The organism is Streptomyces sp. NPDC058198, from assembly GCF_042882605.1.
Lineage (GTDB): Bacteria > Actinomycetota > Actinomycetes > Streptomycetales > Streptomycetaceae > Streptomyces.
In genome coordinates, this window is the sequence record NZ_JBHVVP010000003.1 from 154,246 (window position 1) to 178,430 (window position 24,185).

At 70.1% G+C, this 24,185-nt stretch carries 23 protein-coding genes; 12 read left to right on the top strand and 11 right to left on the bottom strand.

Annotation, left to right across the window (positions count from 1 at the left end; translation table 11 throughout):
* Positions 1-136 precede the first annotated feature (136 nt).
* The 3 genes from ACFVWW_RS12960 to ACFVWW_RS12970 all read right to left on the bottom strand — a co-directional run bounded on the left by ACFVWW_RS12960 (position 137) and on the right by ACFVWW_RS12970 (position 4,066).
* Complete coding sequence (locus ACFVWW_RS12960; protein WP_384181099.1) at positions 137-808, bottom strand: DUF402 domain-containing protein; 672 nt, start codon at positions 806-808, stop codon at positions 137-139.
* A 61-nt stretch (positions 809-869) separates the two neighbouring features.
* A complete protein-coding gene (locus ACFVWW_RS12965) occupies positions 870-2,267 on the bottom strand; it encodes a class II fumarate hydratase (RefSeq protein WP_384181101.1) in 1,398 nt (465 codons plus the stop codon).
* Between the two features lie 134 nt (positions 2,268-2,401).
* Positions 2,402-4,066: a fumarate hydratase gene (locus tag ACFVWW_RS12970; protein WP_386878424.1), complete on the bottom strand. Its 1,665-nt coding sequence runs from the start codon at positions 4,064-4,066 to the stop codon at positions 2,402-2,404.
* Positions 4,067-4,242: 176 nt separating this feature from the next.
* On the opposite strand from ACFVWW_RS12970, the gene ACFVWW_RS12975 reads away from it, so the two are divergent.
* Together ACFVWW_RS12975 and ACFVWW_RS12980 are read left to right on the top strand one after the other, a co-directional pair.
* Positions 4,243-4,923 (top strand): DUF1707 domain-containing protein, encoded by a 681-nt coding sequence (locus tag ACFVWW_RS12975; RefSeq protein ID WP_384181105.1) that lies wholly within the window; start codon positions 4,243-4,245, stop codon positions 4,921-4,923.
* Between the two features lie 228 nt (positions 4,924-5,151).
* Positions 5,152-5,526 carry a WhiB family transcriptional regulator gene (locus tag ACFVWW_RS12980; protein ID WP_384181107.1) on the top strand — a complete coding sequence of 125 codons (375 nt, stop codon included), beginning with the start codon at positions 5,152-5,154 and terminating at the stop codon, positions 5,524-5,526.
* A 133-nt stretch (positions 5,527-5,659) separates the two neighbouring features.
* Here ACFVWW_RS12980 and glpX read toward each other — a convergent pair whose 3' ends face one another.
* Complete coding sequence (glpX, locus tag ACFVWW_RS12985) at positions 5,660-6,691, bottom strand: class II fructose-bisphosphatase (protein ID WP_384181109.1); 1,032 nt, start codon at positions 6,689-6,691, stop codon at positions 5,660-5,662.
* Positions 6,692-6,815: 124 nt separating this feature from the next.
* Between glpX and ACFVWW_RS12990 the strand changes: the two genes are divergently transcribed.
* Positions 6,816-7,346, top strand: coding sequence for a DUF4245 domain-containing protein (locus tag ACFVWW_RS12990; RefSeq protein WP_386878423.1), 531 nt, complete (start codon positions 6,816-6,818; stop codon positions 7,344-7,346).
* A gap of 155 nt (positions 7,347-7,501) precedes the next feature.
* Here ACFVWW_RS12990 and ACFVWW_RS12995 read toward each other — a convergent pair whose 3' ends face one another.
* The 4 genes from ACFVWW_RS12995 to ACFVWW_RS13010 all read right to left on the bottom strand — a co-directional run bounded on the left by ACFVWW_RS12995 (position 7,502) and on the right by ACFVWW_RS13010 (position 11,354).
* Positions 7,502-8,092, bottom strand: a complete 591-nt coding sequence (locus ACFVWW_RS12995; RefSeq protein WP_384181111.1) for a malonic semialdehyde reductase — start codon at positions 8,090-8,092, stop codon at positions 7,502-7,504.
* 181 nt (positions 8,093-8,273) lie between these two features.
* A complete protein-coding gene (locus ACFVWW_RS13000) occupies positions 8,274-8,540 on the bottom strand; it encodes an exodeoxyribonuclease VII small subunit (RefSeq protein ID WP_386878422.1) in 267 nt (88 codons plus the stop codon).
* A gap of 69 nt (positions 8,541-8,609) precedes the next feature.
* On the bottom strand, positions 8,610-9,818 hold the full coding sequence (gene xseA / locus ACFVWW_RS13005) for an exodeoxyribonuclease VII large subunit (protein ID WP_384181115.1): 1,209 nt from the start codon (positions 9,816-9,818) through the stop codon (positions 8,610-8,612).
* Between the two features lie 99 nt (positions 9,819-9,917).
* The gene (locus ACFVWW_RS13010; RefSeq protein ID WP_386878421.1) at positions 9,918-11,354 is read right to left on the bottom strand and encodes an APC family permease; all 1,437 of its coding nucleotides are present in this window, start codon (positions 11,352-11,354) and stop codon (positions 9,918-9,920) included.
* A gap of 86 nt (positions 11,355-11,440) precedes the next feature.
* Here ACFVWW_RS13010 and ACFVWW_RS13015 point away from each other — a divergent pair, with 86 nt between their 5' ends.
* Together ACFVWW_RS13015 and ppgK are read left to right on the top strand one after the other, a co-directional pair.
* Positions 11,441-12,469, top strand: a complete 1,029-nt coding sequence (locus ACFVWW_RS13015; protein ID WP_386878420.1) for a 4-hydroxy-3-methylbut-2-enyl diphosphate reductase — start codon at positions 11,441-11,443, stop codon at positions 12,467-12,469.
* Between the two features lie 107 nt (positions 12,470-12,576).
* Positions 12,577-13,314, top strand: a complete 738-nt coding sequence (ppgK, locus tag ACFVWW_RS13020) for a polyphosphate--glucose phosphotransferase (protein ID WP_384336466.1) — start codon at positions 12,577-12,579, stop codon at positions 13,312-13,314.
* A 92-nt stretch (positions 13,315-13,406) separates the two neighbouring features.
* Here the strand turns inward: ppgK and ACFVWW_RS13025 are convergent, their stop codons facing one another.
* The gene (locus ACFVWW_RS13025) at positions 13,407-14,036 is read right to left on the bottom strand and encodes a DUF6542 domain-containing protein (protein WP_386878419.1); all 630 of its coding nucleotides are present in this window, start codon (positions 14,034-14,036) and stop codon (positions 13,407-13,409) included.
* A gap of 206 nt (positions 14,037-14,242) precedes the next feature.
* Here ACFVWW_RS13025 and ychF point away from each other — a divergent pair, with 206 nt between their 5' ends.
* Both ychF and ACFVWW_RS13035 read left to right on the top strand, forming a co-directional pair.
* Positions 14,243-15,331 carry a redox-regulated ATPase YchF gene (ychF, locus tag ACFVWW_RS13030; RefSeq protein WP_384181124.1) on the top strand — a complete coding sequence of 363 codons (1,089 nt, stop codon included), beginning with the start codon at positions 14,243-14,245 and terminating at the stop codon, positions 15,329-15,331.
* A 180-nt stretch (positions 15,332-15,511) separates the two neighbouring features.
* Positions 15,512-16,951: an ATP-binding protein gene (locus ACFVWW_RS13035; RefSeq protein WP_386878418.1), complete on the top strand. Its 1,440-nt coding sequence runs from the start codon at positions 15,512-15,514 to the stop codon at positions 16,949-16,951.
* Positions 16,952-17,130: 179 nt separating this feature from the next.
* Here the strand turns inward: ACFVWW_RS13035 and ACFVWW_RS13040 are convergent, their stop codons facing one another.
* Positions 17,131-18,228, bottom strand: coding sequence for a pyridoxal-phosphate dependent enzyme (locus ACFVWW_RS13040; RefSeq protein WP_386878417.1), 1,098 nt, complete (start codon positions 18,226-18,228; stop codon positions 17,131-17,133).
* A 214-nt stretch (positions 18,229-18,442) separates the two neighbouring features.
* On the opposite strand from ACFVWW_RS13040, the gene ACFVWW_RS13045 reads away from it, so the two are divergent.
* The 5 genes from ACFVWW_RS13045 to ACFVWW_RS13065 all read left to right on the top strand — a co-directional run bounded on the left by ACFVWW_RS13045 (position 18,443) and on the right by ACFVWW_RS13065 (position 23,425).
* Positions 18,443-19,195, top strand: coding sequence for a GntR family transcriptional regulator (locus tag ACFVWW_RS13045; protein ID WP_384181130.1), 753 nt, complete (start codon positions 18,443-18,445; stop codon positions 19,193-19,195).
* A 269-nt stretch (positions 19,196-19,464) separates the two neighbouring features.
* Complete coding sequence (locus ACFVWW_RS13050) at positions 19,465-19,644, top strand: SPOR domain-containing protein (protein ID WP_384181132.1); 180 nt, start codon at positions 19,465-19,467, stop codon at positions 19,642-19,644.
* 34 nt (positions 19,645-19,678) lie between these two features.
* On the top strand, positions 19,679-20,107 hold the full coding sequence (locus ACFVWW_RS13055; protein ID WP_384336474.1) for a (deoxy)nucleoside triphosphate pyrophosphohydrolase: 429 nt from the start codon (positions 19,679-19,681) through the stop codon (positions 20,105-20,107).
* Between the two features lie 163 nt (positions 20,108-20,270).
* Positions 20,271-20,720 (top strand): ATP-binding protein, encoded by a 450-nt coding sequence (locus tag ACFVWW_RS13060; protein ID WP_384336476.1) that lies wholly within the window; start codon positions 20,271-20,273, stop codon positions 20,718-20,720.
* Positions 20,721-20,866: 146 nt separating this feature from the next.
* Positions 20,867-23,425, top strand: a complete 2,559-nt coding sequence (locus ACFVWW_RS13065; protein WP_384181138.1) for a SpoIIE family protein phosphatase — start codon at positions 20,867-20,869, stop codon at positions 23,423-23,425.
* A 29-nt stretch (positions 23,426-23,454) separates the two neighbouring features.
* Here ACFVWW_RS13065 and ACFVWW_RS13070 read toward each other — a convergent pair whose 3' ends face one another.
* Entirely contained in the window at positions 23,455-24,165 is a 711-nt protein-coding gene (locus ACFVWW_RS13070) for a PspA/IM30 family protein (RefSeq protein ID WP_384181140.1), read from the bottom strand.
* Positions 24,166-24,185: the final 20 nt, after the last annotated feature.

Sequence of the window (24,185 nt, forward strand, 5' to 3'; positions counted from 1 at the left end):
GCCGGGCGCTGCGCCCACCCGTTGACCGGCCGCGGTGTTCCGGAGGTCGATCCTACGTTTGCACCCTGGGGGCGCATCAAGGGTCTCATGACGTCGGCGTCGGCGCCCCTGTGATCACGGCGTTGGTCAGCACACATCAGGCCGGGGCCCCGGTCCACGAGGGGGCGCTGTCCCAGCCGTCCGGCAGCTGCGGCACCGTCCAGTGCGGCTCGGGCCGCCACTGCTCCCAGCCGTCGCGGAACGGAGCGCCCCAGGCGTCGATCACCTCGATCGCCCTGCGCCCGGCGTCCCTGACCAGCCGCGCCTGCTCCCGCCCCATCAGGCCGTCCTGCTGCGCCTGGGCGAACTCGTCCTCGTCGCGCCACCGCCAGCTGCGGTCCGGGTAGACGTCGATGTCGAGGAAGTGATCCTCGGAGTCGATCCCCCCTGACCAGCGGGTGTGCGGTTCTTCCAGGTTCACGTACCAGCTCTGGAACCGCCAGCCCCGCTCCCACCACAGCCACACCGACCAGGGCTCGCCGGGCCGCGCCAGCTTCAGCACACCCATGCCGTACCACCGGTCGCGCACCACGGTGCGCGGCTTGGTGTAGCGGGTGGCCAGCGGCTCGTGATGGACCGGTGTGCCGTCCGCGAGGACCGGCTTCACACACGGTGTGTCCGGCGCCAGCCACGCCGCGAGCAGTTCGTCGGTGTCCTGTACGACCGTGACGGGACGGCAGATGTGCACACGGTCTCCGGCATTTTCCCGGTACCGCCACAGAATCTGTGTGCCGGGCGCCCAGTGCCCGTTCGCTGCCGTCTCTGTCATGCGCAGATCCTAGGCCCTGGGCGGGTGGGGCCACCGGACCGCTGCGAATCACGTCGCGCATTTACGGCCTCGTCATCCGGAGCACATCCAGCGCCTCGTCGAGCTGCTCCAGGGTGAGATCCCCGCGCTCCACATAACCTGAGGCCAGGACCACCTCACGGATCGTCCGCCGCTCGGCCAGGGACGTCTTGGCGACCTTCGCGGCCTCTTCGTACCCGAGGTACTTGTTCAGCGGCGTGACGACGGACGGCGACGACTCGGCGTACTCACGGGCCCGCTCGACGTGGGCCGTGACGCCGTCGACCGTACGGTCCGCGAGCAGCCGGGAGACATTGGCCAGAAGTCGTACGGACTCCAGGAGGTTCTTGGCGATCACCGGGAGCATGACGTTCAGCTCGAAATTCCCGGCGGCGCCGGCCGTGGCGACCGTGGCGTCATTGCCGATGACCTGGGCCGCGACCATCAGCACGGCCTCCGGGATCACCGGATTGACCTTGCCGGGCATGATCGAGGAGCCCGGCTGCAGATCGGGGAGGCTGATCTCCGCCAGTCCCGTGCGCGGTCCCGAGGCCATCCAGCGCAGATCGTTGGAGATCTTGGTGAGGGAGACGGCGAGGGTACGGAGCTGGCCCGAGGTCTCCACGAGTCCGTCGCGGGCGCCCTGCGCCTCGAAGTGGTTACGGGCCTCGGTCAGCGGCAGCCCGGTCGCACGGGCGACCTCGGCGATCACGGCGGCCGAGAAGCCGGGCGGGGTATTGATGCCGGTGCCCACCGCCGTACCGCCGAGGGGAAGCTCGGCGAGGCGGGGCAGCGAGGCGGTCAGCCGCTCCGTGGCGTAGCGGATCTGCGCGGCATAGCCGCCGAACTCCTGCCCCAGCGTGACGGGGGTGGCGTCCATGAGGTGCGTACGGCCCGACTTCACGACCTCGCTGAACTCCTCGGCCTTGCGCTCCAGGGAGGCGGCGAGATGGTCCAGGGCCGGCATCAGCTCGCCGGTGACGGCGGCGGTCGCGGCGATGTGAATGCTTGAGGGGAAGACGTCGTTGGAGCTCTGCGAGGCGTTCACATGATCGTTCGGGTGGACGTCACGGCCGAGACGCTCGGTGGCCAGGGTGGCGATCACCTCGTTGGTGTTCATGTTGGAGGAGGTGCCGGAGCCGGTCTGGAAGACATCGACCGGGAAGTGCTCGTCCCAGCGGCCGTCCGCGACCTCGGCGGCCGCGTCCTGGATGGCGTCCGCGATGTCCTCGCCGATCACGCCGAGATCGGCGTTGACCTTCGCGGCGGCCGACTTGATCCGGGCCAGGGCCTCGATGTGGGTGCGCTCCAGACGCTGTCCCGAGACGGGGAAGTTCTCCACCGCGCGCTGGGTCTGGGCACGCCACTTGGCGTGCGCGGGGACCTGTACCTCGCCCATGGAGTCGTGCTCGGTCCGGTACTGGTTCTCGTCGGTCGTCATCGTGGTCGTACCTCCTGGCAACGTGAGCGTTCGGCCGGTCTCCGGTGTTCCCGGCGGAGCTGATCCCCAGTGTTCCCGTGAACGGGGGCGCCCTCCCCGGAGGAAGGCCGGGGAGGGCGCGTCGGCGGGGCCGGTCAGCCCAGGCCGGGGCCGCGGACCGGGATGCTGGTGAAGGTCGGGGCGGCGGCCGGCTCGGTGAAGAAGTCGTTGCCCTTGTCGTCCACGACGATGAACGCGGGGAAGTCCTCCACCTGGATCTTCCAGACCGCCTCCATGCCCAGCTCCTCGTACTCGACGACCTCGACCTTCTTGATGCAGTCCTGCGCGAGCCGGGCGGCGGGACCGCCGATCGAGCCGAGGTAGAAGCCGCCGTGCGCGCCACAGGCGTCGGTGACCTGCTGCGAGCGGTTGCCCTTGGCGAGCATCACCTTCGAGCCGCCGGCCGCCTGGAACTGCGCCACGTACGAGTCCATCCGGCCGGCCGTCGTCGGGCCGAAGGAGCCGGAGGCGTACCCCTCGGGGGTCTTCGCCGGGCCCGCGTAGTAGACCGGGTGGTCCTTCAAGTACTGCGGCATCTCCTCGCCCGCGTCCAGCCGCTCCTTGATCTTGGCGTGCGCGATGTCGCGGGCCACGACCAGCGGTCCGGTGAGCGAGAGCCGGGTCTTGACCGGGTACTTGGTCAGCTCGGCGAGGACAACGTCCATCGGACGGTTGAGGTCGATCTTCACGACCTGCCCCTCGTCCAGATGCTCGTCGGTGGTGTCGGGGAGGAAGCGCGCCGGGTCCTTCTCCAGCTGCTCCAGGAAGACGCCCTCGGCGGTGATCTTCGCGACCGCCTGACGGTCCGCCGAGCAGGAGACGGCGATGGCCACCGGCAGCGACGCCCCGTGGCGCGGCAGCCGGACCACCCGTACGTCGTGGCAGAAGTACTTGCCGCCGAACTGCGCGCCGATACCGATCTTCTGCGTCAGTTCGAAGACCTTCTCCTCCAGCTCCTTGTCACGGAAGCCGTGACCGGTGGCGGAGCCTTCGGACGGCAGCTCGTCCAAGTAGTGCGCGGAGGCGTACTTCGCGGTCTTGAGCGCGAACTCGGCCGAGGTGCCGCCGACGACGATCGCCAGGTGGTACGGCGGGCACGCGGCCGTACCCAGCGAACGGATCTTCTCCTCCAGGAACTTCATCATGGAGGTCTCGTTGAGGACCGCCTTGGTTTCCTGGTAGAGGAACGACTTGTTGGCGGAGCCGCCGCCCTTCGCCATGAAGAGGAACTTGTACGCGCCGCCGTCGGTCGCGTACAGCTCGATCTGCGCGGGCAGGTTCGAGCCGGTGTTCTTCTCCTCCCACATGGTGAGGGGGGCCATCTGCGAGTAGCGCAGATTGAGCTTCGTGTACGCGTCGTAGACCCCGCGCGAGAGGGCCTCCTCGTCGGACCCCCGCGTCAGCACGTTCTGACCGCGCTTGCCCATCACGATCGCCGTACCGGTGTCCTGGCACATGGGGAGCACGCCCGCGGCCGCGATATTGGCGTTCTTCAGCAGGTCGAGCGCCACGAACTTGTCGTTCGAGGACGCCTCGGGGTCGTCCACGATCCTGCGCAGCTGGGTGAGATGGGCCGGGCGCAGATAGTGCGAGATGTCGTGCATCGCCTCGGCGGCGAGCGTGCGCAGCGCCTCCGGCTCGACCGTGAGGAACGTACGGCCGTCGGCCTCGAAGGTGGAGACACCTTCGGCGGTCACCAGCCGGTAGGGCGTGGTGTCCTCTCCGAGCGGGAGCAGATCGGAGTACGCAAACTCTGGCATTACGGCCATTCCTCACTCGACAGACGGCGGCACGGCCTCCATTGGCGGCGCGGCTTCCAGCGTAGGGCGCCCCGGTCGCACCGCCCCTGTGAGGTAAGGCTCAGTTGTGCCGTTGTGGGACACGCTCGCGGGCCTGCTACTAGTCGCGATCTATCGCGTTTCGCTACCCTGGCTCCGTGGACCTCGAAAAGCACCCTCAGAAGCCGGTCGCACCGGTGGAGCCCGCGGGCATCCGGGCCTCCGACGCCGACCGAGACCGGATCGCGGACATCCTCCGGGAGGCCCTGGCGGAGGGCCGGCTGGACGCGGAGGAGCACGGAGAGCGGATCGACGCCGTCTACCGGGCGAAGACCGTCGGTGAACTGGAGCCACTGGTGCGGGACTTGCCGGCCGTCGGCGCCGGCGCGCGCCCCGCCGGGTCCTCGTCCGCGTCGTCGGCGTACGGATACGGCCCCGAGGACCCCATGGCCCCCGCCGAGAACCTGATCGCCGTCTTCAGCAGCACGACCCGCAGGGGCCGCTGGCGCATCGGCCGCAGGACCAACGCCTTCTCGCTCTTCGGCAATGTCGAGATCGATCTCACCGAAGCGCTCTTCGGCCAGCGGACCAGCGTGATCAACGCGACATCCATTTTCGGCAATGTCGAGATCCGCGTCCCCGAGAACATCTCGCTGCGCGGCAACGGCACCGGCATCTTCGGCAACTTCGAGGTCCGCTCGCTGGAGGCCGCGGAACCGGACGCGCCGGTCGTCGTCGTGAACGGCTACTCGGTGTTCGGCAATGTCGAGGCCAAGCCGAAGCGCGGCACGTGGGTCGCGGATCTGCACGACCGGCTGCGCAAGCACCTCGGTTCCTGACGTCTCCCGCAGGGCTGCCGCGCGGCGGCTGTCCTACGGCTGCCCTATGCCCGTCCACCGCTTCCGGCTGTTTCCGGCCAAAGCTGTCCTGTTGTGGTTAGGCGTCCGGAATACCGCACGGCGTTCCGGACTCCGGAACTGAGTGCCACTCAGTGCATAGGCGTGCGTACAGCGGGTAGGGAGAGCTGCATCGTCTCTCGCTCGCGAAGCCGTCGTCAGGAGTAGACCGTGCTGCATCCGCCGCATCAGCCCTTGCAGGTCGCCGCCGTTCCACCCCAGCGGAGTCCCGCTCGGGAGGATCAGGCCGGCCCCTGGCATTCGGAGGCGGTGTGCCGCCGGGACGAAGCCGGATTGTTCTTCGCCCCTTCCAAGGAGCCGACAGCCGCGAGGCTGGCGCGCGAGGAGGCCGCGAAGCGGGTCTGTGCCCGTTGTCCGGTCATGGTCGAATGCCAGGAGCACGCGTTGCTCCAGCCCGAGCCGTACGGAGTGTGGGGCGGGATGACCGCGGCCGAGCGCCGGGTGGCCCTGGCCCGCCGCAGGCGGCGCGAGGTGGAGCTGCGGAAGGCGGCCTCGGCGGGCGACCGGATCGCCGCCGCCGGCTGACCCGCGTCTCCGGCCGACCCGCCTCTCTTCTCGTACGCCACCACCCCTGCGCGCACACGGAAAGGGCGCCCCGCCGCACCATGGGGGCGCCCCTTCCGTACGCGCGACAGGCCGGACGGCCCTGGCCCGGTGGCTACTTGGCGCGGTCGAAGTCGATCGTGCTGTAGGCGCGGAGCTTCGACAGCCGGTGGGTCGAGTCGATCTGCCGGATCGTGCCCGACTTGGAGCGCATGACCAGGGACTGGGTGGTCGCGGTCTCCGAGCGGTACCGCACCCCGCGCAGCAGCTCCCCGTCCGTGATGCCGGTGGCGACGAAGAACACGTTGTCGCCACTGACCAGGTCGTCGGTGGACAGGACGCGGTCCAGGTCGTGTCCGGCGCCGATCGCGCGCTCCCGCTCCTCGTCGTCCTTGGGCCACAGCTTGCCCTGGATGACACCGCCGAGGCACTTTATGGCGCACGCCGAGATAATGCCCTCGGGGGTGCCGCCGATGCCCATCAGCAGGTCGACGCCGGTGCCTTCACGCGCGGCCATGATCGAACCGGCCACGTCGCCGTCGGAGATGAACTTGATCCGGGCGCCGGTCTCCCGGATCTCCTTGACGATGCCGTCGTGGCGGGGGCGGTCGAGGATGACGACGGTGACGTCGTCGGGGGAGGACCGCTTGGCCTTGGCGACCCGGCGGATGTTCACGGAGACGGGGGCGTTGATGTCGACGAAGTCGGCGGCCTCGGGGCCCGTGACCAGCTTGTCCATGTAGAAGACCGCGGACGGGTCGAACATGGTGCCCCGGTCGGCGGCGGCCAGGACGGCGATGGCGTTGGGCATGCCCTTGGCGTTCAGAGTGGTGCCGTCGATGGGGTCCACGGCGATGTCGACCTCGGCGCCCGTGCCGTCGCCGACGTGCTCGCCGTTGAACAGCATCGGGGCTTCGTCCTTCTCGCCCTCACCGATGACGACGACGCCGTTCATCGAGACCGTGGAGACGAGGGTCCGCATGGCGTTCACCGCGGCGCCGTCCGCGCCGTTCTTGTCGCCGCGCCCGACCCACCGGCCGGCCGCCATGGCGGCGGCCTCGGTGACCCGGACCAGCTCCAGGGCGAGGTTGCGGTCAGGAGCCTCGGGAGAGACCTCGAGCGGGGCCGGAAGTTGATGCTCGGTCATCGGAGCGCACCTTTCTGTACGACGACGGCCGGAAAAGAGGGTGATACGGACTCTATCTGTACATCGACAAATTGAGCAGAGGGGCCCACGTTTGAGCGCGGTGCCTTGATGCGACGATGGTGCGGTGGCAGGTATGCGAGGCAGACAGACGGTGCGGGACATGTTCCTGTCGATGGCGGTCATCGGGGCCGTCGTCGCCGGGATCTACGTGTTCATTCCGCATGACGAGAACGCCGACCCGGTGAAGGCGGTCGACTACCGGGTCGAGCTGGTGACCGCGCGGCGCGCGGCGCCGTATCCGGTCGTGGCGCCGACGGGGCTGACGGGGAAGTGGAAGCCGACGTCGGTCTCGTACCAGGGGCAGCGGGACGACGCGTGGCACCTCGGCTATCTCGATCCGGACGGCCAGTACGTCGCGGTCGAGCAGTCCACCGCGCCCGCGAAGAAGTACGTGGCGGAGGTCACCCTGCGGGCCGCCGACACGGGCAGGACGCAGCAGGTGGCGGGCGAGGCCTGGCAGCGCTGGGAGGGGCCGAAGTACGACGCGCTGGTCCGCACGGACGACGGGGGTGCGACGACCGTGGTCACGGGTACCGCGTCCTACGAGCGGCTCGCGGAGATGGCGGCCGCGCTGGAGTCCGAGAAGAAGTCCTGAGAAGAAGTCCTGAACCGCGCAGTCCGGTGAGCGCGCACGCGACGAGGCCGCCGCCCCGGGGAAAGGGGGCGGCGGCCTCGTCGTACGCGGGCTCGTGGGCCGGGCTCCATGGCTCGGGGCGCAGGGCGCGGGCCGCACGGCTCGGGGCGCGCGGCTCAGACGGTGGTGACGGCCTCGTCGAAGGAGAGGCGCGGGGAGCGGGGGAACGACGCGTCCTCACCGGGCTTGCCGATGTTGACGATCATCAGCGGGGTGTGGTCGTCGTCCAGGAACTCCTTCTGGACGCCGGCGAAGTCGAAGCCGGTCATGGGGCCCGCGGCGAGGCCGGCGGCCCGGACGCCGAGGATGAAGTAGCCGGCCTGGAGGGCGGCGTTCACCGAGGCGGACCGCTCGCGGACCGGGCGCTCGCCGAAGAAGGCGTCCTTGGCCTGCGGGAAGTGCGGGAAGAGCTGGGGGAGCTCCTCGTGGAACTCGTTGTCGGCGGCCAGGATCGCGACGAGCGGCGCGGTGGCGGTCTTGGGCCGGTTGCCCTCGGCCATGAGCGGGACGAGGCGCTCGCGGGCCTCGGCGGACCGGACCAGGACGACCCGCAGCGGCGACTGGTTGAAGGCGGTGGGGCCGTACTTGACCAGGTCGTAGATGGCCTGCACCTGCTCCTCGGTCACCGCCTCGTCGGTGAACGTGTTGGCGGTATGGGCCTCCCGGAAGAGGAGGTCCTGGGCGGCGGGGTCAAGAACGAGGGACATGGGGGTACCTTCCGAACGCGCACGTGATGAGCAATCGCGTTCACGGTACAAGTGGATAGGTTAACTTTCAACAAAAACCGGATTCAGGTGATCCGATTCACAGCCGCCCCGACGTCTTGTTTCGCCTCGCCCCCGCCCCGCCCCGCCCCGCTCCGTCTCGCCCAGCCCAGCCCCCGTCTCGCTACGCGTGCGGGTCCGCGGGGGAGTCCGGGGATCTGGCCGGGTCCGGATCCGCCAGGGAAGCGTCCAGTCGCGCCCGGGCGCCCTCCAGCCAGCGGCGGCACACCTTCGCCAGCTCCTCACCCCGCTCCCAGAGCGCGAGCGAGTCCTCCAGTGATGTGCCGCCCGCCTCCAGCCGGCGTACGACGTCGATCAACTCGTCCCGGGCCTGCTCGTAGCCGAGCGTGTCCGGGGTCGCCGCCGCTGTCCCGCTGTCCGTCCTGGCCATGTGATCCACCTTATGTACGCGCCTGAGTACGCGGTCCGACAACGATTGCGCGGTGGTGCGGGAGGCGGCTCACTCCGCGACCCGCACCGTGAACTCACCCTCCGCCACCCGGGCCCGCAGCTCCTCGGCCGCCGTGACGTCCGCCGGGGACCGTACGACCGCGCCGTCCGGCCGCTGCAACACCGCGTAGCCACGCTCCAGCGTCGCCGCGGGCGACAGCGCGACCACCCGCGCCCGGGTGTGCGACAGCTCCGAGTCCGCGCGGTCCAGCAGATGCCGCAGCACCCGCCGGCTCCGGTCGGCCAGCGCGTCCACCTCGGCCTCGCGCTCGTCCACCATCCGGTGCGGCCGCTCCATCGCGGGCCGGGCCAGCGCGTGGGCGAGACCGCGCTCCTCCCGGTCGAGCAGCCCCCGTACGGTCCGCAGCGCCCGGTCCCGCAGCCCCTGGACGCGGTCCAGCTCCTCGCCGACGTCCGGCACGGTCTTCTTCGCCGCGTCCGTCGGTGTCGAGGCCCGCACGTCCGCCACGAGATCCAGCAACGGCGCGTCCGGTTCGTGCCCGATCGCGGAGACGACCGGCGTGCGGCAGGCGGCCACCGCCCGTACCAACTGCTCGTCGGAGAACGGCAGCAGATCCTCCACGCTGCCACCGCCGCGCGCCACGATGATCACGTCCACCTCGGGCAGCCCGTCCAGTTCCTTCACCGCCTGGACGACCTGGGCCACCGCGCTGACCCCCTGCACCGCCGTGTTGCGGACCTCGAAGCGCACCGCGGGCCACCGCCGGCGCGCGTTCTCCAGCACATCGCGCTCGGCCGCCGACGCCCGCCCGCACACCAGCCCGATCAGCTGCGGCAGAAAGGGCAGCGGCTTCTTGCGGTCGGCGGCGAACAGCCCCTCCGCGCCCAGGGACTTCTTCAACTGCTCCAGCCGTACGAGCAGTTCACCGATGCCGACGGGCTTTATCTCGGTGGCCCGCAGCGACAGCTGCCCACGCGGCGCGTACCACTCCGGCTTGGCCCGCACCACGACCCGCGCGCCCTCGGAGACCACATCGGCGATGGCGTCGAAGACCTGCCGGTAGCAGGTCACGCTCACCGAGATGTCGTACGAGGGGTCGCGCAGCGTCAGAAAGACGACCCCCGCACCCGGCCTGCGCGAGAGCTGCGTGATCTGACCCTCGACCCAGAGGGAACCGAGCCGGTCGATCCACCCGCCGATGAGCCGCGACACCTCACCGACGGGCAGCGGGGCGTCCGGGGATGTATGGAGAGCCATACCCAGGAGCGTATCCGCCGCCTGTGACATCACTCCGAAAACGCCTCGACGACGCCCGGGGTGGTGAGGCCCGGGGCGGCGACGGCCGGAGCGGCGGCGCTACGGAGCGGGCTCGGGCCGCCCGTCCGGTGTCCGGCGCCCGCCCCGTCCCCGCTGGACCAGCAGCACCACCAGCCCCACCGCCAGCCAGCCCGCGCCCACCAGCTGCGCCGTGCCGGCGGCCTCCACGATCACCGCGATCAGGATCGCCGCGCCGGTCACCGGCAGCACCACCTGCGTGAACCAGCGCGGCGGCCCCTCCCCACGCCGCACCGCGAACCAGCCCACCACCGACGCGTGCAGCAGGACGAACGCCGTCAGCGCCCCGATGTCCACCACCGAGACCAGCCGGTCCAGGCCGTCGGGGCGCCGCGCCGCCCACACCGCCGCCACCAGCGTCACCACCGAGGCCAGCAGCAGGGCCACCCGCGGCACGCCCGAGTCCGTACGCGACAGCGCGTACGGCAGCCGGCGCTCGCGGCCCATCGCGAAGAGCAGCCGTCCCGCCGCCGCCTGCCCGGCCAGCGCCGCGAACGCCGCGCCGATCGCCTTGCTGACCGCCACCAGGTCATGCAGCCAGGTCCCGACCGAGGTGTCCACCGCGTCGTAGAACGCCGTGCCCTGCTCGGCCGGGTTCGCGGCCAGCTCCGCCGAGGTCATCGGCTCCAGCAGCGCCACCAGATAGGTCTGCGCGATGAACAGCACGCCCGCCAGCGCCAGACAGAACAGCACGGCCCGCGCCACCTGCCGCGAACCGCCCGTCACTTCCTCGGCGAACGAGGCGACGGCGTCGAAGCCCAGATACGACAGCACCGCGACCGACACCGCGCCGAGCACCGCCGTCAGGGAGAAGCCCGTGTCGCTCGTGAACGGCGTGGACCAGCCACGCTCGGCGCCGTTCCGCGCGAGCACCACGACGGCCGACACCACGAACACGAGCAGCACCACGATCTCCATCGCGAGCACCGCGAAGCCGACCCGGGCCGCCGCCCGCACGCCCCACAGGTTGAGCAGTGTGGTGATCACCACGGCGACAGCGGTCCACACCCACCGGTCGACGGAGGGCACCAGCGCCTCCATCGCGATTCCGGCGAAGAGATAGGCCACGGCCGGGATCAGCAGATAGTCGAGCATCGCCATCCACCCGGCGATGAACCCGGGCCCCTCGCCGAGCCCCTTGCGCGCGTACGCGAAGACGGAGCCGGCCTGCGGGGCGACCCGGACCATCTGCGCGTAACTGAAGGCGGTGAACGCCATCGCGACGGTCGCCACCACATAGACCAGCGCCACCGATCCGTGCGACCGGGCGTCGAGCGTGCCGAAGACACCGACGGGCGCCATGGGGGCGATGAAGAGCAGCCCGTAGACGACAAGGTCGCGGAAGCCCAGCGTCCGCCGCAGAGCGCCCCCGTCCGCCGTCCGGCCGTCCGCGCTCCGGCTGTCCGCCCCCCGGCCGTCCGCTGACTCTCCGTCCGCACCGGTGCCGGTGTCGGCCATCGCAGCCCTCCGTCGATCGCGTACGCCCCAGTGTCGACAGGACGGCTGAACTTTCGCCTCTTCCGGACGGCCTTACGATGGGACGCATGACTGCTACGTCCCGCCCGTCGCCCGCCGCCACCATCAGTGGAGACGCCGCGCGCCGCGCCGGCAAACGCGTCCTGCTCGCCGCTCCCCGTGGTTATTGCGCGGGGGTGGACCGCGCCGTGATCGCCGTCGAAAAGGCTCTGGAGCAATACGGCGCCCCGATCTACGTCCGCCATGAGATCGTCCACAACAAGTACGTCGTGCGGACCCTGGAGAAGAAGGGTGCGATCTTCGTCGAGGAGACGGCGGAGGTCCCCGAGGGATCCATCGTCATGTTCTCCGCGCACGGCGTCGCGCCGGTCGTCCACGAGGAGGCGGCCGGGCGCAGGCTCGCCACCATCGACGCGACCTGCCCCCTGGTCACCAAGGTCCACAAGGAAGCCGTCCGCTTCGCCGGCGAGGACTACGACATCCTGCTGATCGGCCACGACGGCCATGAAGAGGTCATCGGTACGTCCGGCGAGGCGCCGGACCACATCACCCTGGTCGACGGCCCGGACGATGTCGCGAGCGTCGAGGTCCGCGACGAGTCGAAGGTCGTCTGGCTCTCGCAGACCACGCTCTCCGTGGACGAGACCATGGAGACGGTCGACAAGCTCAAGGAGAAGTTCCCGCAGCTGATCTCGCCGCCGAGCGACGACATCTGCTACGCCACGCAGAACCGTCAGATCGCGGTCAAGCAGATGGGCGCCGACGCGGACCTGGTGATCGTCGTCGGCTCCAAGAACTCCTCCAATTCGGTCCGGCTGGTCGAGGTCGCCCTCGGCGCGGGCGCGCGCGACTCCCATCTGGTGGACGCCGCCGACGAGATCGACGAAGCCTGGCTGGAGGGCGTCGCCACGGTCGGCGTCACGTCCGGCGCGTCCGTCCCGGAGATTCTGGTCGAAGGCGTTCTCGAGTGGCTCGCGCAGCGCGGCTTCGAGGACGTCGAGATCGTCAAGGCGGCCGAGGAGTCGATCACGTTCTCGTTGCCCAAGGAGCTGCGCCGCGATCTGCGCGCCGAGGCGGCAGCACTCGCCAGGAAGTGAGGAACTGACGGGGAATTGGTGCGGACGCGTCATGGAAGTGGGCGTCCGCACCACGGAAGTCCGCGTCCCGGAAGTCGCTGTCGGCGTCTGGCCGTAACGTTGTGTCCATGAACGTTTTCGGAGTGGACATCGGCGGTTCGGGAATCAAGGGCGCGCCCGTGGACCTGGAGCGTGGCGACCTCGTGGAACCGCGGCACAAAGTACTCACCCCGCACCCGGCAACACCCGAGAGCGTCGCCGACGGCGTGGTCGAGGTCGTGCGGCACTTCGGCTGGTCGGGCCCGGTCGGCATCACCTTCCCCGGCGTGGTCACGGGTTCCGTGATCCGTACGGCCGCCAATGTCGACAAGGCATGGATCGACGTGGACGCGGGGCAGGTGCTCGGCGACCGGCTGGGCCTGCGGGCCACGGTCCTCAACGACGCCGACGCGGCGGGCGTGGCGGAGATGGCCTTCGGCGCGGGGCGCGGCCGCAAGGGCGCGGTGTTCCTGCTGACCTTCGGTACGGGCATCGGCAGCGCGCTCTTCATAGACGGCAAGCTCGTTCCCAACACCGAGCTGGGCCATCTGGAGCTGCACGGCCATGACGCGGAGAAGCGCGCCTCCACGAAGGCCAAGGAGGACGAGGACCTGAGCTGGCAGCACTGGGCGCACCGCGTCCAGAAGTATCTGGCGCATGTGGAGATGCTCTTCTCGCCCGAGCTGTTCATCATCGGCGGCGGTGTGAGCCGCAAGGCCGACAAGTTCATCCCGCTGATCGAGGGGATCAGGGCCGAGATCCTCCCGGCCGAGCTGCAGAACAACGCGGGCATCGTGGGCGCCGCGATGGCGGCGGCGGGACGGTGAGGTAGCGGGCGACGGTGACGCAGCGGGCGACGGTGACGTAGCGGGCCCGGGGCGGCCCGTGAAGACCGGCCGGGACAGGACCCGCACCCGCGTCAGCCGCGCCGCACGGCCCGGGACGCGGTGGCCCCGGTCCTGGCCGTGCCGGCGCCGGTCCTGGCCGCGCCGGCTCCGGTCCTGGTGGTGGCCGCGTCCCGGGCGACCTGCCGCCGCCCCATCTGCCGGATCTTCCGTACGGACGCGATGAGCCCGGCGACGAGTGTGCCGCCGTACAGCCAGCCGGCGTGCACGGCCAGCGTGGTGACGACGGCCATCGTGTGCCCGCCGAAGCCCCCGGTCCCGCCGGAGATCGGAAGCGTGCCGACCGCGAAGGCGATCGGCACGCTGATCGGGGCGCTCACCAGGTCGGCGGTACGCACCCAGAGCGCGGTCAGCGCGCTGACCGGCAGGAACAGCAGCCCGTAGACCAGCGGCGCACCGTCGAAGAGCAGCTGGTCCAGGAAGCCGAAGGCCAGCATCGTCGCGACGGCGAACAGGCCCGCACCAAGTCCGGTGAGCCGGGGATTGGGCAGTCTGCGCAGACGGAGCAGGACGGGCGGCACCCGTCGCCGGGGCGCCGCCGGCTCCGGGTGGACACCGGCGGGTCCGGCGACGGCGCCCTGCGGTGCGAGGGGGGTCCGCGGCCGCTGTCCGCGCCGGGGCTGACGTGTCCTGTGCTGCTCCACCCGGACAACGTAGGTGGCGGAGGGGGATGAATCAGGGGTTGGACACGCCCTTTGGGTGACCTTGCCGTTGAGTTCGAGGCGTCCGGCCAGGTCGCGGGGCGCCCGGCACCCGTCGTCGGCCGCCGCGCCCCGCCCGTAAACTGGGGGATCGGCCCGCCCGGGCCACACAGGCCATCAGCCAGTCCTCACTTCAGGAAGTCGCCAACGTGTCGCTCACGATCGGAATCGTCGGCCTGCCGAATGTCGGCAAGTCGACCCTGTTCAACGCCCTGACCAAGAACGACGTGCTGGCGGCCAACTACCCGTTCGCCACCATCGAGCCCAACGTCGGCGTGGTCGGTGTGCCGGACCCGCGGCTGAACAAGCTCGCCGAGGTCTTCGGCTCCCAGCGGATCCTCCCGGCCACGGTCGACTTCGTCGACATCGCCGGCATCGTGCGCGGCGCCTCGGAGGGTGAGGGCCTGGGCAACAAGTTCCTGGCGAACATCCGTGAGTCCGACGCGATCTGCCAGGTCATCCGGGCCTTCAAGGACGAGAACGTCGTCCATGTCGACGGCAAGGTCTCGCCCAAGGACGACATCGAGACGATCAACACCGAGCTGATCCTCGCCGACCTCCAGACGATCGAGAAGGTCCTCCCGCGCCTCCAGCGGGAGTCGCGCATCAAGAAGGACGTACTCCCCAAGGTCAAGGCCATCGAAGAGGCCCAGGCCATCCTGGAGACGGGCGAGACCCTCTTCTCGGCGGGCATCGTCCAGGGCACCGAGAAGTCCGAGCCGCTGCACGATCTGCATCTGCTCACCACCAAGCCCTTCCTCTACGTCTTCAACGTCGACGAGGACGAGCTGACGGACGACACCTTCAAGGACGAGCAGCGCGCCCTGGTCGCCCCCGGCGAGGCGATCTTCCTCAACGCCAAGCTGGAGTCGGACCTCGCCGAGCTGGACGACGAAGAGGCGCTGGAGCTTCTCCAGTCGGTCGGCCAGGAGGAACCGGGCCTGGCCACCCTCGCCCACGTCGGCTTCCGCACCCTGGGTCTCCAGACCTACCTGACGGCCGGCCCCAAGGAGTCCCGCGCCTGGACGATCAAGAAGGGCGCCACGGCCCCCGAGGCGGCCGGTGTGATCCACACCGACTTCCAGAAGGGCTTCATCAAGGCCGAGGTCATCTCCTTCGCCGACCTGGTCGAAACGGGCTCGGTGGCCGAAGCCCGCTCCGCGGGCAAGGCCCGTATGGAGGGCAAGGAGTACGTCATGCAGGACGGCGACGTAGTCGAATTCCGCTTCAACGTGTAGCGGGCGCTGTCTCACCACGGCGCTGATCTGGCAAACATGCAGGTCATGAGGGGTCCGACCTTTCGAGGTCGGGCCCTTCATTATTTCCCGTGCTGGGACGGCGCGCACTAGGCCGCATGAAATGAAGTAAGATTCAATCTACGTAAGAATCTATCTACGTTAATGGCCCAGGGGTGCGTCGTGGAGTTCCAAGGCCGGGTCGGGGATCTTGAGCTGCTGGCTGAGCAGTACCGGGCAGTGGCAGAGGGCGCTGGAGCCACCCCGGGGCGGGCTGTGATCATGACGGGCCGGCGCCGAGTAGGGAAGTCGCGACTGGTCCAGGAGTTCTGCGACCGCTCGGGAGCGCCGTACGTGGTGTTCCAGGCCACCCGGGGGCGCAACCCTGTGACGGAACGTGCCGACTTTGCCGCGACCCTCGCGCAGTCGCTGTTGCCGGGGGCGGAACTGGTCGCCGGCCTTCAGTCGCAGGACTGGAACCAGGCCCTGCGCTCGCTGGCGCTTGCGGTACCCGATGGCTCTCCCAGTATTGCGGTGATTGACGAGGTGCCCTGGCTGGTCGAGCAGGATCAGGAATTCGAGGGCGGACTCCAGACTGTCTGGGACCGTCACTTGTCTTCCAAGCCCGTACTTCTGCTGTTGGTTGGCAGCGATACATCGGTGATGGAGGCACTGCAGTCGTACGGGCGTCCTTTTTTCGGCCGTGCGGCGAAAATGACCGTCCGTCCCCTGAACCTGGCCGACGTGCAGGACATGACTGAACTCGACGCCGCGGCGGCCGTCGACGCCCAGTTGATCACTGGCGGATTCCCTGAGATCGTGCAGTCGTGGAGGCCGGGAATGGATCGCACGGCTTTCTTGCAGGCGTCGGTTGCCAATCCTCTCTCGCCCTTGCTGGTGGCCGGTGAGTTGTCCCTGCTGGGTGAATTCCCCGAGGCTTCGCACTCACGGGCCGTACTGGAAGCGGTTGGCAGCGGTGAGCGCACATTCAGCACCATCGCAGCCCAGGCGGGCGGCGCCGGCGCACTGCCGTCGGGCACGCTCTCCCCGCTACTGGCCATGCTGCAGGCCAAGCGAGTCCTGGCCGCTGACCTCCCCCTGTCCGTCAAGCCGGACACCAAGAACAAGCGCTACCGGATCGCCGACCCATATCTGCGGTTCTGGCTGGCCTTCCTGGCACGCGCGATCCCACTCATCGAGCGAGGCCGCGGTGACGTGGCACTGGAACGCATCGAGCGGTCATGGACCACTTGGCGCGGACGAGCGGTCGAGCCACTGATCCGCGAGTCCTTGCTCCGTCTGATGCCCAACGACGAGTGGCCCGAGACCGAGGCCGTCGGCGGTTGGTGGAACCGTCAGAACAACCCCGAGATCGACCTCATCGGTACAGACCGTGAGCCGGTGGCCCGGCAGGTGCACTTCGTCGGGTCGGTCAAGTGGCTGGAGACCCAGCCCTTCGGGCGCCATGAGTACGACGCCTTGGTACGTGACATGCTCGCCGTCCCCGGCACCGCCCCGGACACTCCCCTAGTGGCGGTCTCCCGCTGTGGGGTGACCGATGATCTGCCTCTCAACGTGTGCTGGGGGCCGGAAGACCTCGTACGGGCATGGCAGCCCCGATAGTCGCGGAGCAGCAATGTTCTCTTCTTCGTCCCCGCCGGTTTCACCGCTACTTCGGGGCCCGGGTGCAGTGCCGTGGCCGCCGACCAGATCAAAATCAAATGCACCGCCACCGCCGGGCCGATTCCAGTGAGCTGAGTTTCCGTCGGGTCCGGCATACCCGGGGCGGCCGTCGTACCGTTCTACCGTGCGGACGGCGCCAGGCCCGTCTTGGCGCCCGCGCCGCAGAGCGGTACGACGGCGGTGCGGTCCGTCCAGTCGCCCGCCGCCGCCCAGCAGGCGACGCCCGTCGACTCCACGAAGAGTCCCCGGGCGGCCAGATCGAGCTGGGCCGCGCGCAGCTGGTCCTCCGTCACCGTGAGGAACGTGCCGCCGGACTCCCGTACGGCGCGGAGGATCTGGCGGGCACGCGGCGGGTTCGGGATGGCGATGCCCTCGGCGAGGGTGGGGGCCGGCTCGGCTCCCGCGAGCAGGTCGTCGGCGCCCGCGTGGAAGGCGGCCGCCAGCGGCGCGACCGCCGCGGCCTGGACCGCGATCAGGGCGGGGCGTTCGTCGATGAGGCCGTTCGCGGACAGCTCGGCGACCGCGAGCGCCGCGCCCAGGAGCAGGGTGCCGTTGCCGACCGGGACGACGATCGCCTCGGGCAGCCGGCCGCCGAGGTCCTCCCACAGCTCGTAGACGTAGGTCTTCGTGCCGTGCAGGAAGTACGGGTTGTGGACATGGCTGGCATAGAACGTGCCCGGCTCGTCGGCCGCCGCGCGGGCGGCGCGGGCCGTGGCCTCGCGGTCGCCGGGGACGCGTTCGAGGCGCGCGCCGTGGGCCCGGATCTGCTCGGTCTTGTTCGGCGAGGTGGCCTCGGGCACGTACACCGTGCAGGGCAGTCCGGCCCGTGCGCAGTAGGCCGCGACGGCCGTGCCCGCGTTGCCGCTGCTGTCGGCGATCACCCGGCGCGGACCGAGCCGGACGGCCAGTTCCGCGAGGAGCACCGCGCCGCGGTCCTTGAAGGAGAGCGTCGGCATCAGGAAATCGAGCTTGGCGGAGACGGACGGCGTGAGCGGGACGAGCGGGGTGCGGCCCTCGCCGAGCGTCGTGACGGGCGCGGAGAGCGGCAGCGCTTCCTCGTACCGCCACAGTGAATTGACCCGATGGCGAGGGAGCGTCAGGGGTACGGGCGACGCGTGGAAGTCGAGATCCCAGGGCCCGCGGCAGACGGGACAGCACCAGGTGAGCGACTCGACGGGGGAGCGGGTGCCGTCGGCCGGGCAGAGGTACGTCGTCATGACCGCCAGCATGGCAGTTCCCCGTGCGACGGCGCGGGCGCTCCCCGGGCGCGGGCTTCTCGGGGCGGGCAGCGGCCGGACGCCGGATCCGGAACTCGGACACGTGCCGCGCACCCACAACTCATCACTTCGGGTGAAACGTTGGCCCATGCTTGCGATCAACAACCGACGGTTGCGAGTCTGTTGCTGTCTGTCAACCTGATGGGAGTGGCCCGTGGCCTTCGGTGAGCAGCCCGCCTATCTGCGCGTTGCGGGCGATCTACGCGAGAAGATCGCCAATGGCGCCCTGCCGCCGCACACCCGACTGCCTTCACAGGCCCGCATCCGCCAGGAGTACGGCGTCTCCGACACGGTCGCCCTGGAGGCGCGCAAGGTGCTGATGGCCGAAGGGCTGGTCGAGGGCCGCTCCGGCTCCGGAACGTATGTGCGGGAGCGGCCGGTGCCGCGCCGTATCGCCCGCTCCGGCTACCGGCCGCCGTCCGGCTCCAGCCCGTTCCGGCAGGAGCAGGCGGCGGAGAGCGCGCGGGGCACCTGGGAGTCCAGCAGCGAGCAGCGCGAGGCGGGGCCGGAGATCGCGGCCAGGCTCGGGATCGCGCCGTCCGGCCGGGTGATGCGTACGAGCTATGTCTTCCGGGACGCGGGCGAGCCGATGATGCTCTCCACCTCCTGGGAGCCCCTCGCGGTCACGGGGCGTACGCCGGTGATGCTGCCGGAGGAGGGGCCCCTCGGCGGCTGCGGGGTGGTCGAACGTATGGCGGCCATCGACATCGTCGTGGACAACGTGCTGGAAGAGGTCGGCGCCCGCCCGGGTCTGGCGGAGGAGCTCATGGCGCTCGGCGGTGTACCCGGCCATGTGGTGGTGGTTCTGGAGCGGACGTACTACGCGTCGGGCCGGGCCGTGGAGACGGCGGACGTGGTCGTGCCCGCCGACCGGTACCGCATCGCGTACCACCTCTCCGTCAAATGATGTGACGGATAGCCGGACCCCCTTTTTTCCTCCCCCGCGGGTGCGCCTGGAGCCTGTTGACGGCTCAGCCGCCGGTACCTGGAGCGAGTTCCCCACCAGCGCACTGTCGCCTGCGGACCCTGGTTTTCGGTGGATTCTTGGCCGGATGCGTATCTCTTTGTGAAAACACGCATCCGCTGAGTGAAGGTCAGGCGTAGGGTCAGGCATATGCGGATTGCGGTTTCCCTGGAATTGCTGGAGAGAAGCGGACCGGCGGCGGGAGGGGCTCGATGAATGACAGCGGCGCCGTGCTCCCCTGGCTGGTGATACGGCAGGACGACAACGGCAATCGCTACCGGGTCGGTAGCTACGCCACGCGGGACGAAGCGCAGAAGATAGCCGACAGCTTCGAGGTCCACGGACATGAGCAGCCCTACTCGGTGGAGCGCGCCGGACAGGTCGCCCACTGAGCCCTCGCCTGCCCACCGCGTTACGCTCCGGCCCATGAGCGATCGAGTGGTGGTGGCAGGCGCCGTGTACGACCGGGGGCGCCTGCTGGCGGCGCGTCGTAGTGCGCCTCCCGAGCTGGCCGGCCGCTGGGAGCTGCCTGGCGGCAAGCTGGAGCCGGGGGAGGGGCCCGAAGGGGCCCTGGTGCGCGAGCTGCGGGAAGAACTCGGCGTGGAGACGCAGCCGGTGGAGCGGATCCCCGGTGAGTGGCCGCTGAAGCCCGGCTTTGTTCTCCAGGTGTGGACGGCCCGGCTGCTCTCCGGCGAGCCCCGGCCTCTTGAGGACCACGACGAACTGCGGTGGCTCGGCCCGGACGAAATCCACACGGTGGACTGGCTCGACCAGGACCGGCCGGCCGTGGCCGAAGCCGCCCGCCGTCTGCGCGCCGCCTCGACCGGACAGGACCTGGGCACGGGCCGCCACTGACGGGGCCGCGTGCCAGGGGGCTGCGGGCATGCGCCCCTTTGATGCTCTGCGTACTCCATTGGTGCCACCGTGCGCCCGCTGTGGCGATAGCCACAGGAGATAACGGGTATGTGCTGACCAACCCCCCTAAAAAGGGCGCGGGTCTGCCCGTCGGTCTTGGGAAGTGATCGGCTTGATCGACACAGAGGGCGCCGGCGCCGAGTGGACCTTCCCCGGCGACCTCGCCGCTGTGCGCTCCGCCCGCCATGCCGTCCGTGACACGCTCCAGGCATGGGACATGCCCCCGGCCGTCCGTGATCTGGCGGTCCTGCTGGTCAGCGAGTTGGTGACCAATTCCTTGCGGTACGCGTCGGGGCCGATCGGGGTGCGGCTGGCGGTCCGTGTCCTTGCCCCCGGCCCGGGCGGACCCGACGGCGCCGAGGCGGAACCGCCCGCCGCACTGCTCGTCGAAATCTCTGATCCGCTGCCTGATCCTCCGACCGAGCGCCCCGCGGGCCCCGACGACGAAGGGGGTCGCGGACTGCAACTGGTGGCCTGTTCCGCCCGGCGTTGGGGCACGCGCCGGGGGAAGACGGGTAAGACCGTGTGGTTCGAGCTGCCCGTCCCTGGTTAGAAGTCTGGAGGGACAACGATCACGTCGGACTCGGCTCAAAAAGAACGAGACCTTGCTGTGATCGTGAACGCCGTGTCGACCGGGGCCGTAGTGCTGAATACTGCGGGCAAGGCCGGTCCGGTGCGTGAGCTGGAGGGGACGGTCGCGTGAGCGAAATATCTGGAACGGCGGGCGACGTCGTATGGCAGAGCAGTCCGCCCGGCTCGATGTATGACTACATCAAGGTCGCTTCCTTCTCGATCGGCCCCGACGGGCTGGTCGACCAGTGGAGCCGACGGGCCGCCGAGCTGTTCGGAATCGGCCTGGACGAGGTCAGGGGCAAGGACCCGGTCGAGGTGTTCATGCCCGCCGAGCTGCGCCCGCGTGGCCACCGCAAGGTCAGCGAGATCCTCGACGGCAAGGAATGGACCGGCCTGGTCCCGTTCCGTACGGACCGGGGGCGCGGAGAGCACGGGCTCGCCGAGGTCTATGTGATGCCGAGCGAGACGGAGAGCGGCGAACGGGGCGCGCTCTGTATCGTCGTCGACGTCCACGCACTGCGCCGGATCGAAACCGACCTCGCCTCCTCGCAGGCCATATTCGGCCAATCTCCCTTCGGATTCCTGCTGTTCGGCACCGATCTCAAGGTGCAGCGCGCGAACCAGCGCTTCGCCACCGTCTTCGGCGGCGAGGCCAGTGACCACCGCGGCCGTACGGTCCACGACTATCTCTCCCGCCCCGAGGCCGACCGGATGACCGCGGCCCTCCAGCGCGTCCTGGGCAGCGGGGAGTCCGTCACCGACCTCCAGATCGTCGGCACCCAGCCGGGCGGCAACGAACGCCGGCACTGGTCGATCAATCTCTATCGCGTGCACAGCGGCTCCGGCCGGCCCATCGGCGTCGCCGGAGTCGGCACCGATGTCACGCGCCGTCATATCGCCGCCCGTGAGGCCGCCAGCGCCCGCCGTAACCTCGCCCTGCTCAACGAGGCAAGCGCCCGAATCGGCAACTCCCTCGACCTGGAGACCACCGCCCGCGAGCTTCTCGACGTCGCCGTCCCCGGCTTCTGCGATCTCGCCTGCGTCGACCTCTACCAGAGCCTGCTCACCGGTGAGGAGGCGCCGCCCGGACGCTGGGGCTCCTCCGGGGACGATTCCGGCGGCGGCAGCGCCCGGCTGCGCCGGGTCGCCTTCGCCAGCGCCGTCTCCGACGCCCCGCTCACCGGACCCGGCGACCCGGGCGACGGGGAATACGTCCCGCCCGAGGTCGGCGCGGTCCACCGGTTCCCCTTCAGCTCGCCCAGCGCGAGCGCCCTGCGCACCGGCCGGGTGCAGTCCATCCCCGGTGAGGCCGGCAGTCTCGTCCAGTCCACGCTCGCCGTCCCGATGGTCGCTCACGACACCGTCATCGGCCTCGTGCAGTTCTCCCGGACGAAGGGCAGTGAACCCTTCGGCGAACGGGACCGGGCGCTCGCCGTCGAACTCGCCGCCCGCGCCGCCGTCTGTATCGACAACGCCCGCCTCTACCGGAGGGAGCACGAGCGCGCGCTGATCCTCCAGCGCAGCCTGCTCCCGCCCGGCGACCCCGAGGCCGCCGGGCTGGACATCGCCTGCCGCTATCTGCCGGGCAACACCGCCACCGAAGTGGGCGGTGACTGGTTCGACGTCATCGAACTGCCGGGACACCGGACCGCGCTGGTCGTGGGCGATGTCATGGGGCGCGGTCTGCGGGCCGCCGTCGCCATGGGCGAGCTGCGCACGGCCGTCCGCACCTTGGCGCTGCTCGACCTGGAGCCCGCCGAAGTGCTCTCCGCGCTCGACGAGATCGCCCGCGGCCTCGGCACCCCCAGCGGCGCCCAGCAGGCCTCGCGGGTCGCCCACAAGACGCGGGACGCGGATCTCGCCGAGGTCTATCTCGCCACTTGTGTGTACGCCGTCTACGACCCGGTCACCCGGCGCTGCACGTTCGCCAACGCCGGTCACCTTCCGCCCGTCCTCGTCGAACCGGGCGAGGAGGCGCTGCTGCTCGATGTGCCGCCCGGCATGCCGCTCGGGGTGGGCGGTGAGCCCTTCGAGCAGGTCGAGGTCGACGTGACGGAGGGCGCGCTGCTCGCGCTTTACACGGACGGGCTCGTCGAGTCCAGGGACCATCCCCTCGACGAGGGGCTGAGCGCCTTCCGCGCGGCCCTCACCCACCACGCCCGCCCGCTGGAAGACGTCTGCGACCACGTACTGAACACGCTCGACACCCGGCACGGCGAGGACGACATCGCGCTGCTGATGGCCCGTATCCAGGGGCTGCCGGCCGACGCGGTCGGAGACTGGCGGCTGCCCCGCGAGCCACGCTCCGTGGGCCGGGCCCGGGAGCTCGCCCGCGCTCAGCTGCTCACCTGGGATCTTGAACCGCTGGTCGACACCGTCGAACTGCTCGTCAGCGAACTGGTCACCAACGCCATGCGCTACGGCGAGGGCGAGATCAGGCTGCGGCTGCTGCGCGACCGTACGCTCGTCTGCGAGGTGTGGGACGCGGGCCTCGTACAGCCGAGGCGGCGGCGGGCCCGCGACACCGATGAGGGCGGCCGGGGGCTGCAACTGGTCGGCCTGCTGAGCGCGGCATGGGGCTCGCGCCGGACGCCACGCGGCAAGACGGTCTGGTTCGAACTCGCCCTGCCCGACGGCGACTCGACAGCCGAGCCGACGGTCGAGCAGCTGCTGAGCATGTTCTGACGGAAGGCCGCCCGCGCCCGGCCGCCCCGTCAGGCGCTCTTCAGTGCGGCCAGGCGTGCTTCGACCTCCGCGCTGTCGCCGAGACTGTCGAGCTGCTCGAACCGCGCGTCCAGCGACGAGGCGGCAAGCTCCTGCTTGCCCATCGCCTTCGCCTCCTCGCGCCGCACCTTGTCCTCGAACCGGCCGATCTCGCTGGTCGGGTCGAGAACATCGATGTTCTTGACCGCGTCCATCATCCGGTTCTGCGCATGGGCGGACGTCGCACGGGCCACCAGCTCGTCGCGCTTCGACCGCAGCTCGGTCAGCTTGGCTCTCATCCGCTCCAGACCGGTCTTGAGCTTCTCCACCACCTCCGTCTGGGAGGCGATCGTCGGCTCGGCGGTCTTCGCCTCCTTCTCGGACTGGAGCTGCCGCCCCAGCGCCACCTTGGCGAGGTGGTCGAAGGTGTCCGCATCCTCGCTCCGGCCGGCCGAGCGGAGCTCGTCCGCCTTCCTGCTGGCCGCCAGCGCCTTCTCGCCCCACTCCCGGGCCGCGGCCACATCCTCCCCGTGGTCCTGCTCCAGCAGCCGGAGATTCCCGATGGTCCCGGCCACCGCCTCCTCCGCCTCGCTGATGTTGTTCGTGTACTCGCGGACCAGTTGGTCCAGCAGCTTCCGGGGATCCTCGGCCTCGTCCAGCAAGGCGTTGACATTGGCCTTCGCCAGCTGCGTGACGCGACCGAGGATGGTCTGCTTCGCCATGGCTCTTCTCCTTGTGGGGA

Excerpts from the sequence above, each read along its gene's own strand:
- ACFVWW_RS12960 (WP_384181099.1), bottom strand. The coding sequence starts at position 808 with ATGACAGAGACGGCAGCGAACGGGCACTGGGCGCCCGGCACACAGATT.
- ACFVWW_RS12965 (WP_384181101.1), bottom strand. The coding sequence starts at position 2,267 with ATGACGACCGACGAGAACCAGTACCGGACCGAGCACGACTCCATGGGC.
- ACFVWW_RS12970 (WP_386878424.1), bottom strand. The coding sequence starts at position 4,066 with ATGCCAGAGTTTGCGTACTCCGATCTGCTCCCGCTCGGAGAGGACACC.
- glpX (WP_384181109.1), bottom strand. The coding sequence starts at position 6,691 with ATGACCGAGCATCAACTTCCGGCCCCGCTCGAGGTCTCTCCCGAGGCT.
- ACFVWW_RS12995 (WP_384181111.1), bottom strand. The coding sequence starts at position 8,092 with ATGTCCCTCGTTCTTGACCCCGCCGCCCAGGACCTCCTCTTCCGGGAG.
- ACFVWW_RS13000 (WP_386878422.1), bottom strand. The coding sequence starts at position 8,540 with ATGGCCAGGACGGACAGCGGGACAGCGGCGGCGACCCCGGACACGCTC.
- xseA (WP_384181115.1), bottom strand. The coding sequence starts at position 9,818 with ATGGCTCTCCATACATCCCCGGACGCCCCGCTGCCCGTCGGTGAGGTG.
- ACFVWW_RS13010 (WP_386878421.1), bottom strand. The coding sequence starts at position 11,354 with ATGGCCGACACCGGCACCGGTGCGGACGGAGAGTCAGCGGACGGCCGG.
- ACFVWW_RS13015 (WP_386878420.1), top strand. The coding sequence starts at position 11,441 with ATGACTGCTACGTCCCGCCCGTCGCCCGCCGCCACCATCAGTGGAGAC.
- ppgK (WP_384336466.1), top strand. The coding sequence starts at position 12,577 with ATGAACGTTTTCGGAGTGGACATCGGCGGTTCGGGAATCAAGGGCGCG.
- ACFVWW_RS13040 (WP_386878417.1), bottom strand. The coding sequence starts at position 18,228 with ATGACGACGTACCTCTGCCCGGCCGACGGCACCCGCTCCCCCGTCGAG.
- ACFVWW_RS13050 (WP_384181132.1), top strand. The coding sequence starts at position 19,465 with ATGAATGACAGCGGCGCCGTGCTCCCCTGGCTGGTGATACGGCAGGAC.
- ACFVWW_RS13055 (WP_384336474.1), top strand. The coding sequence starts at position 19,679 with ATGAGCGATCGAGTGGTGGTGGCAGGCGCCGTGTACGACCGGGGGCGC.
- ACFVWW_RS13070 (WP_384181140.1), bottom strand. The coding sequence starts at position 24,165 with ATGGCGAAGCAGACCATCCTCGGTCGCGTCACGCAGCTGGCGAAGGCC.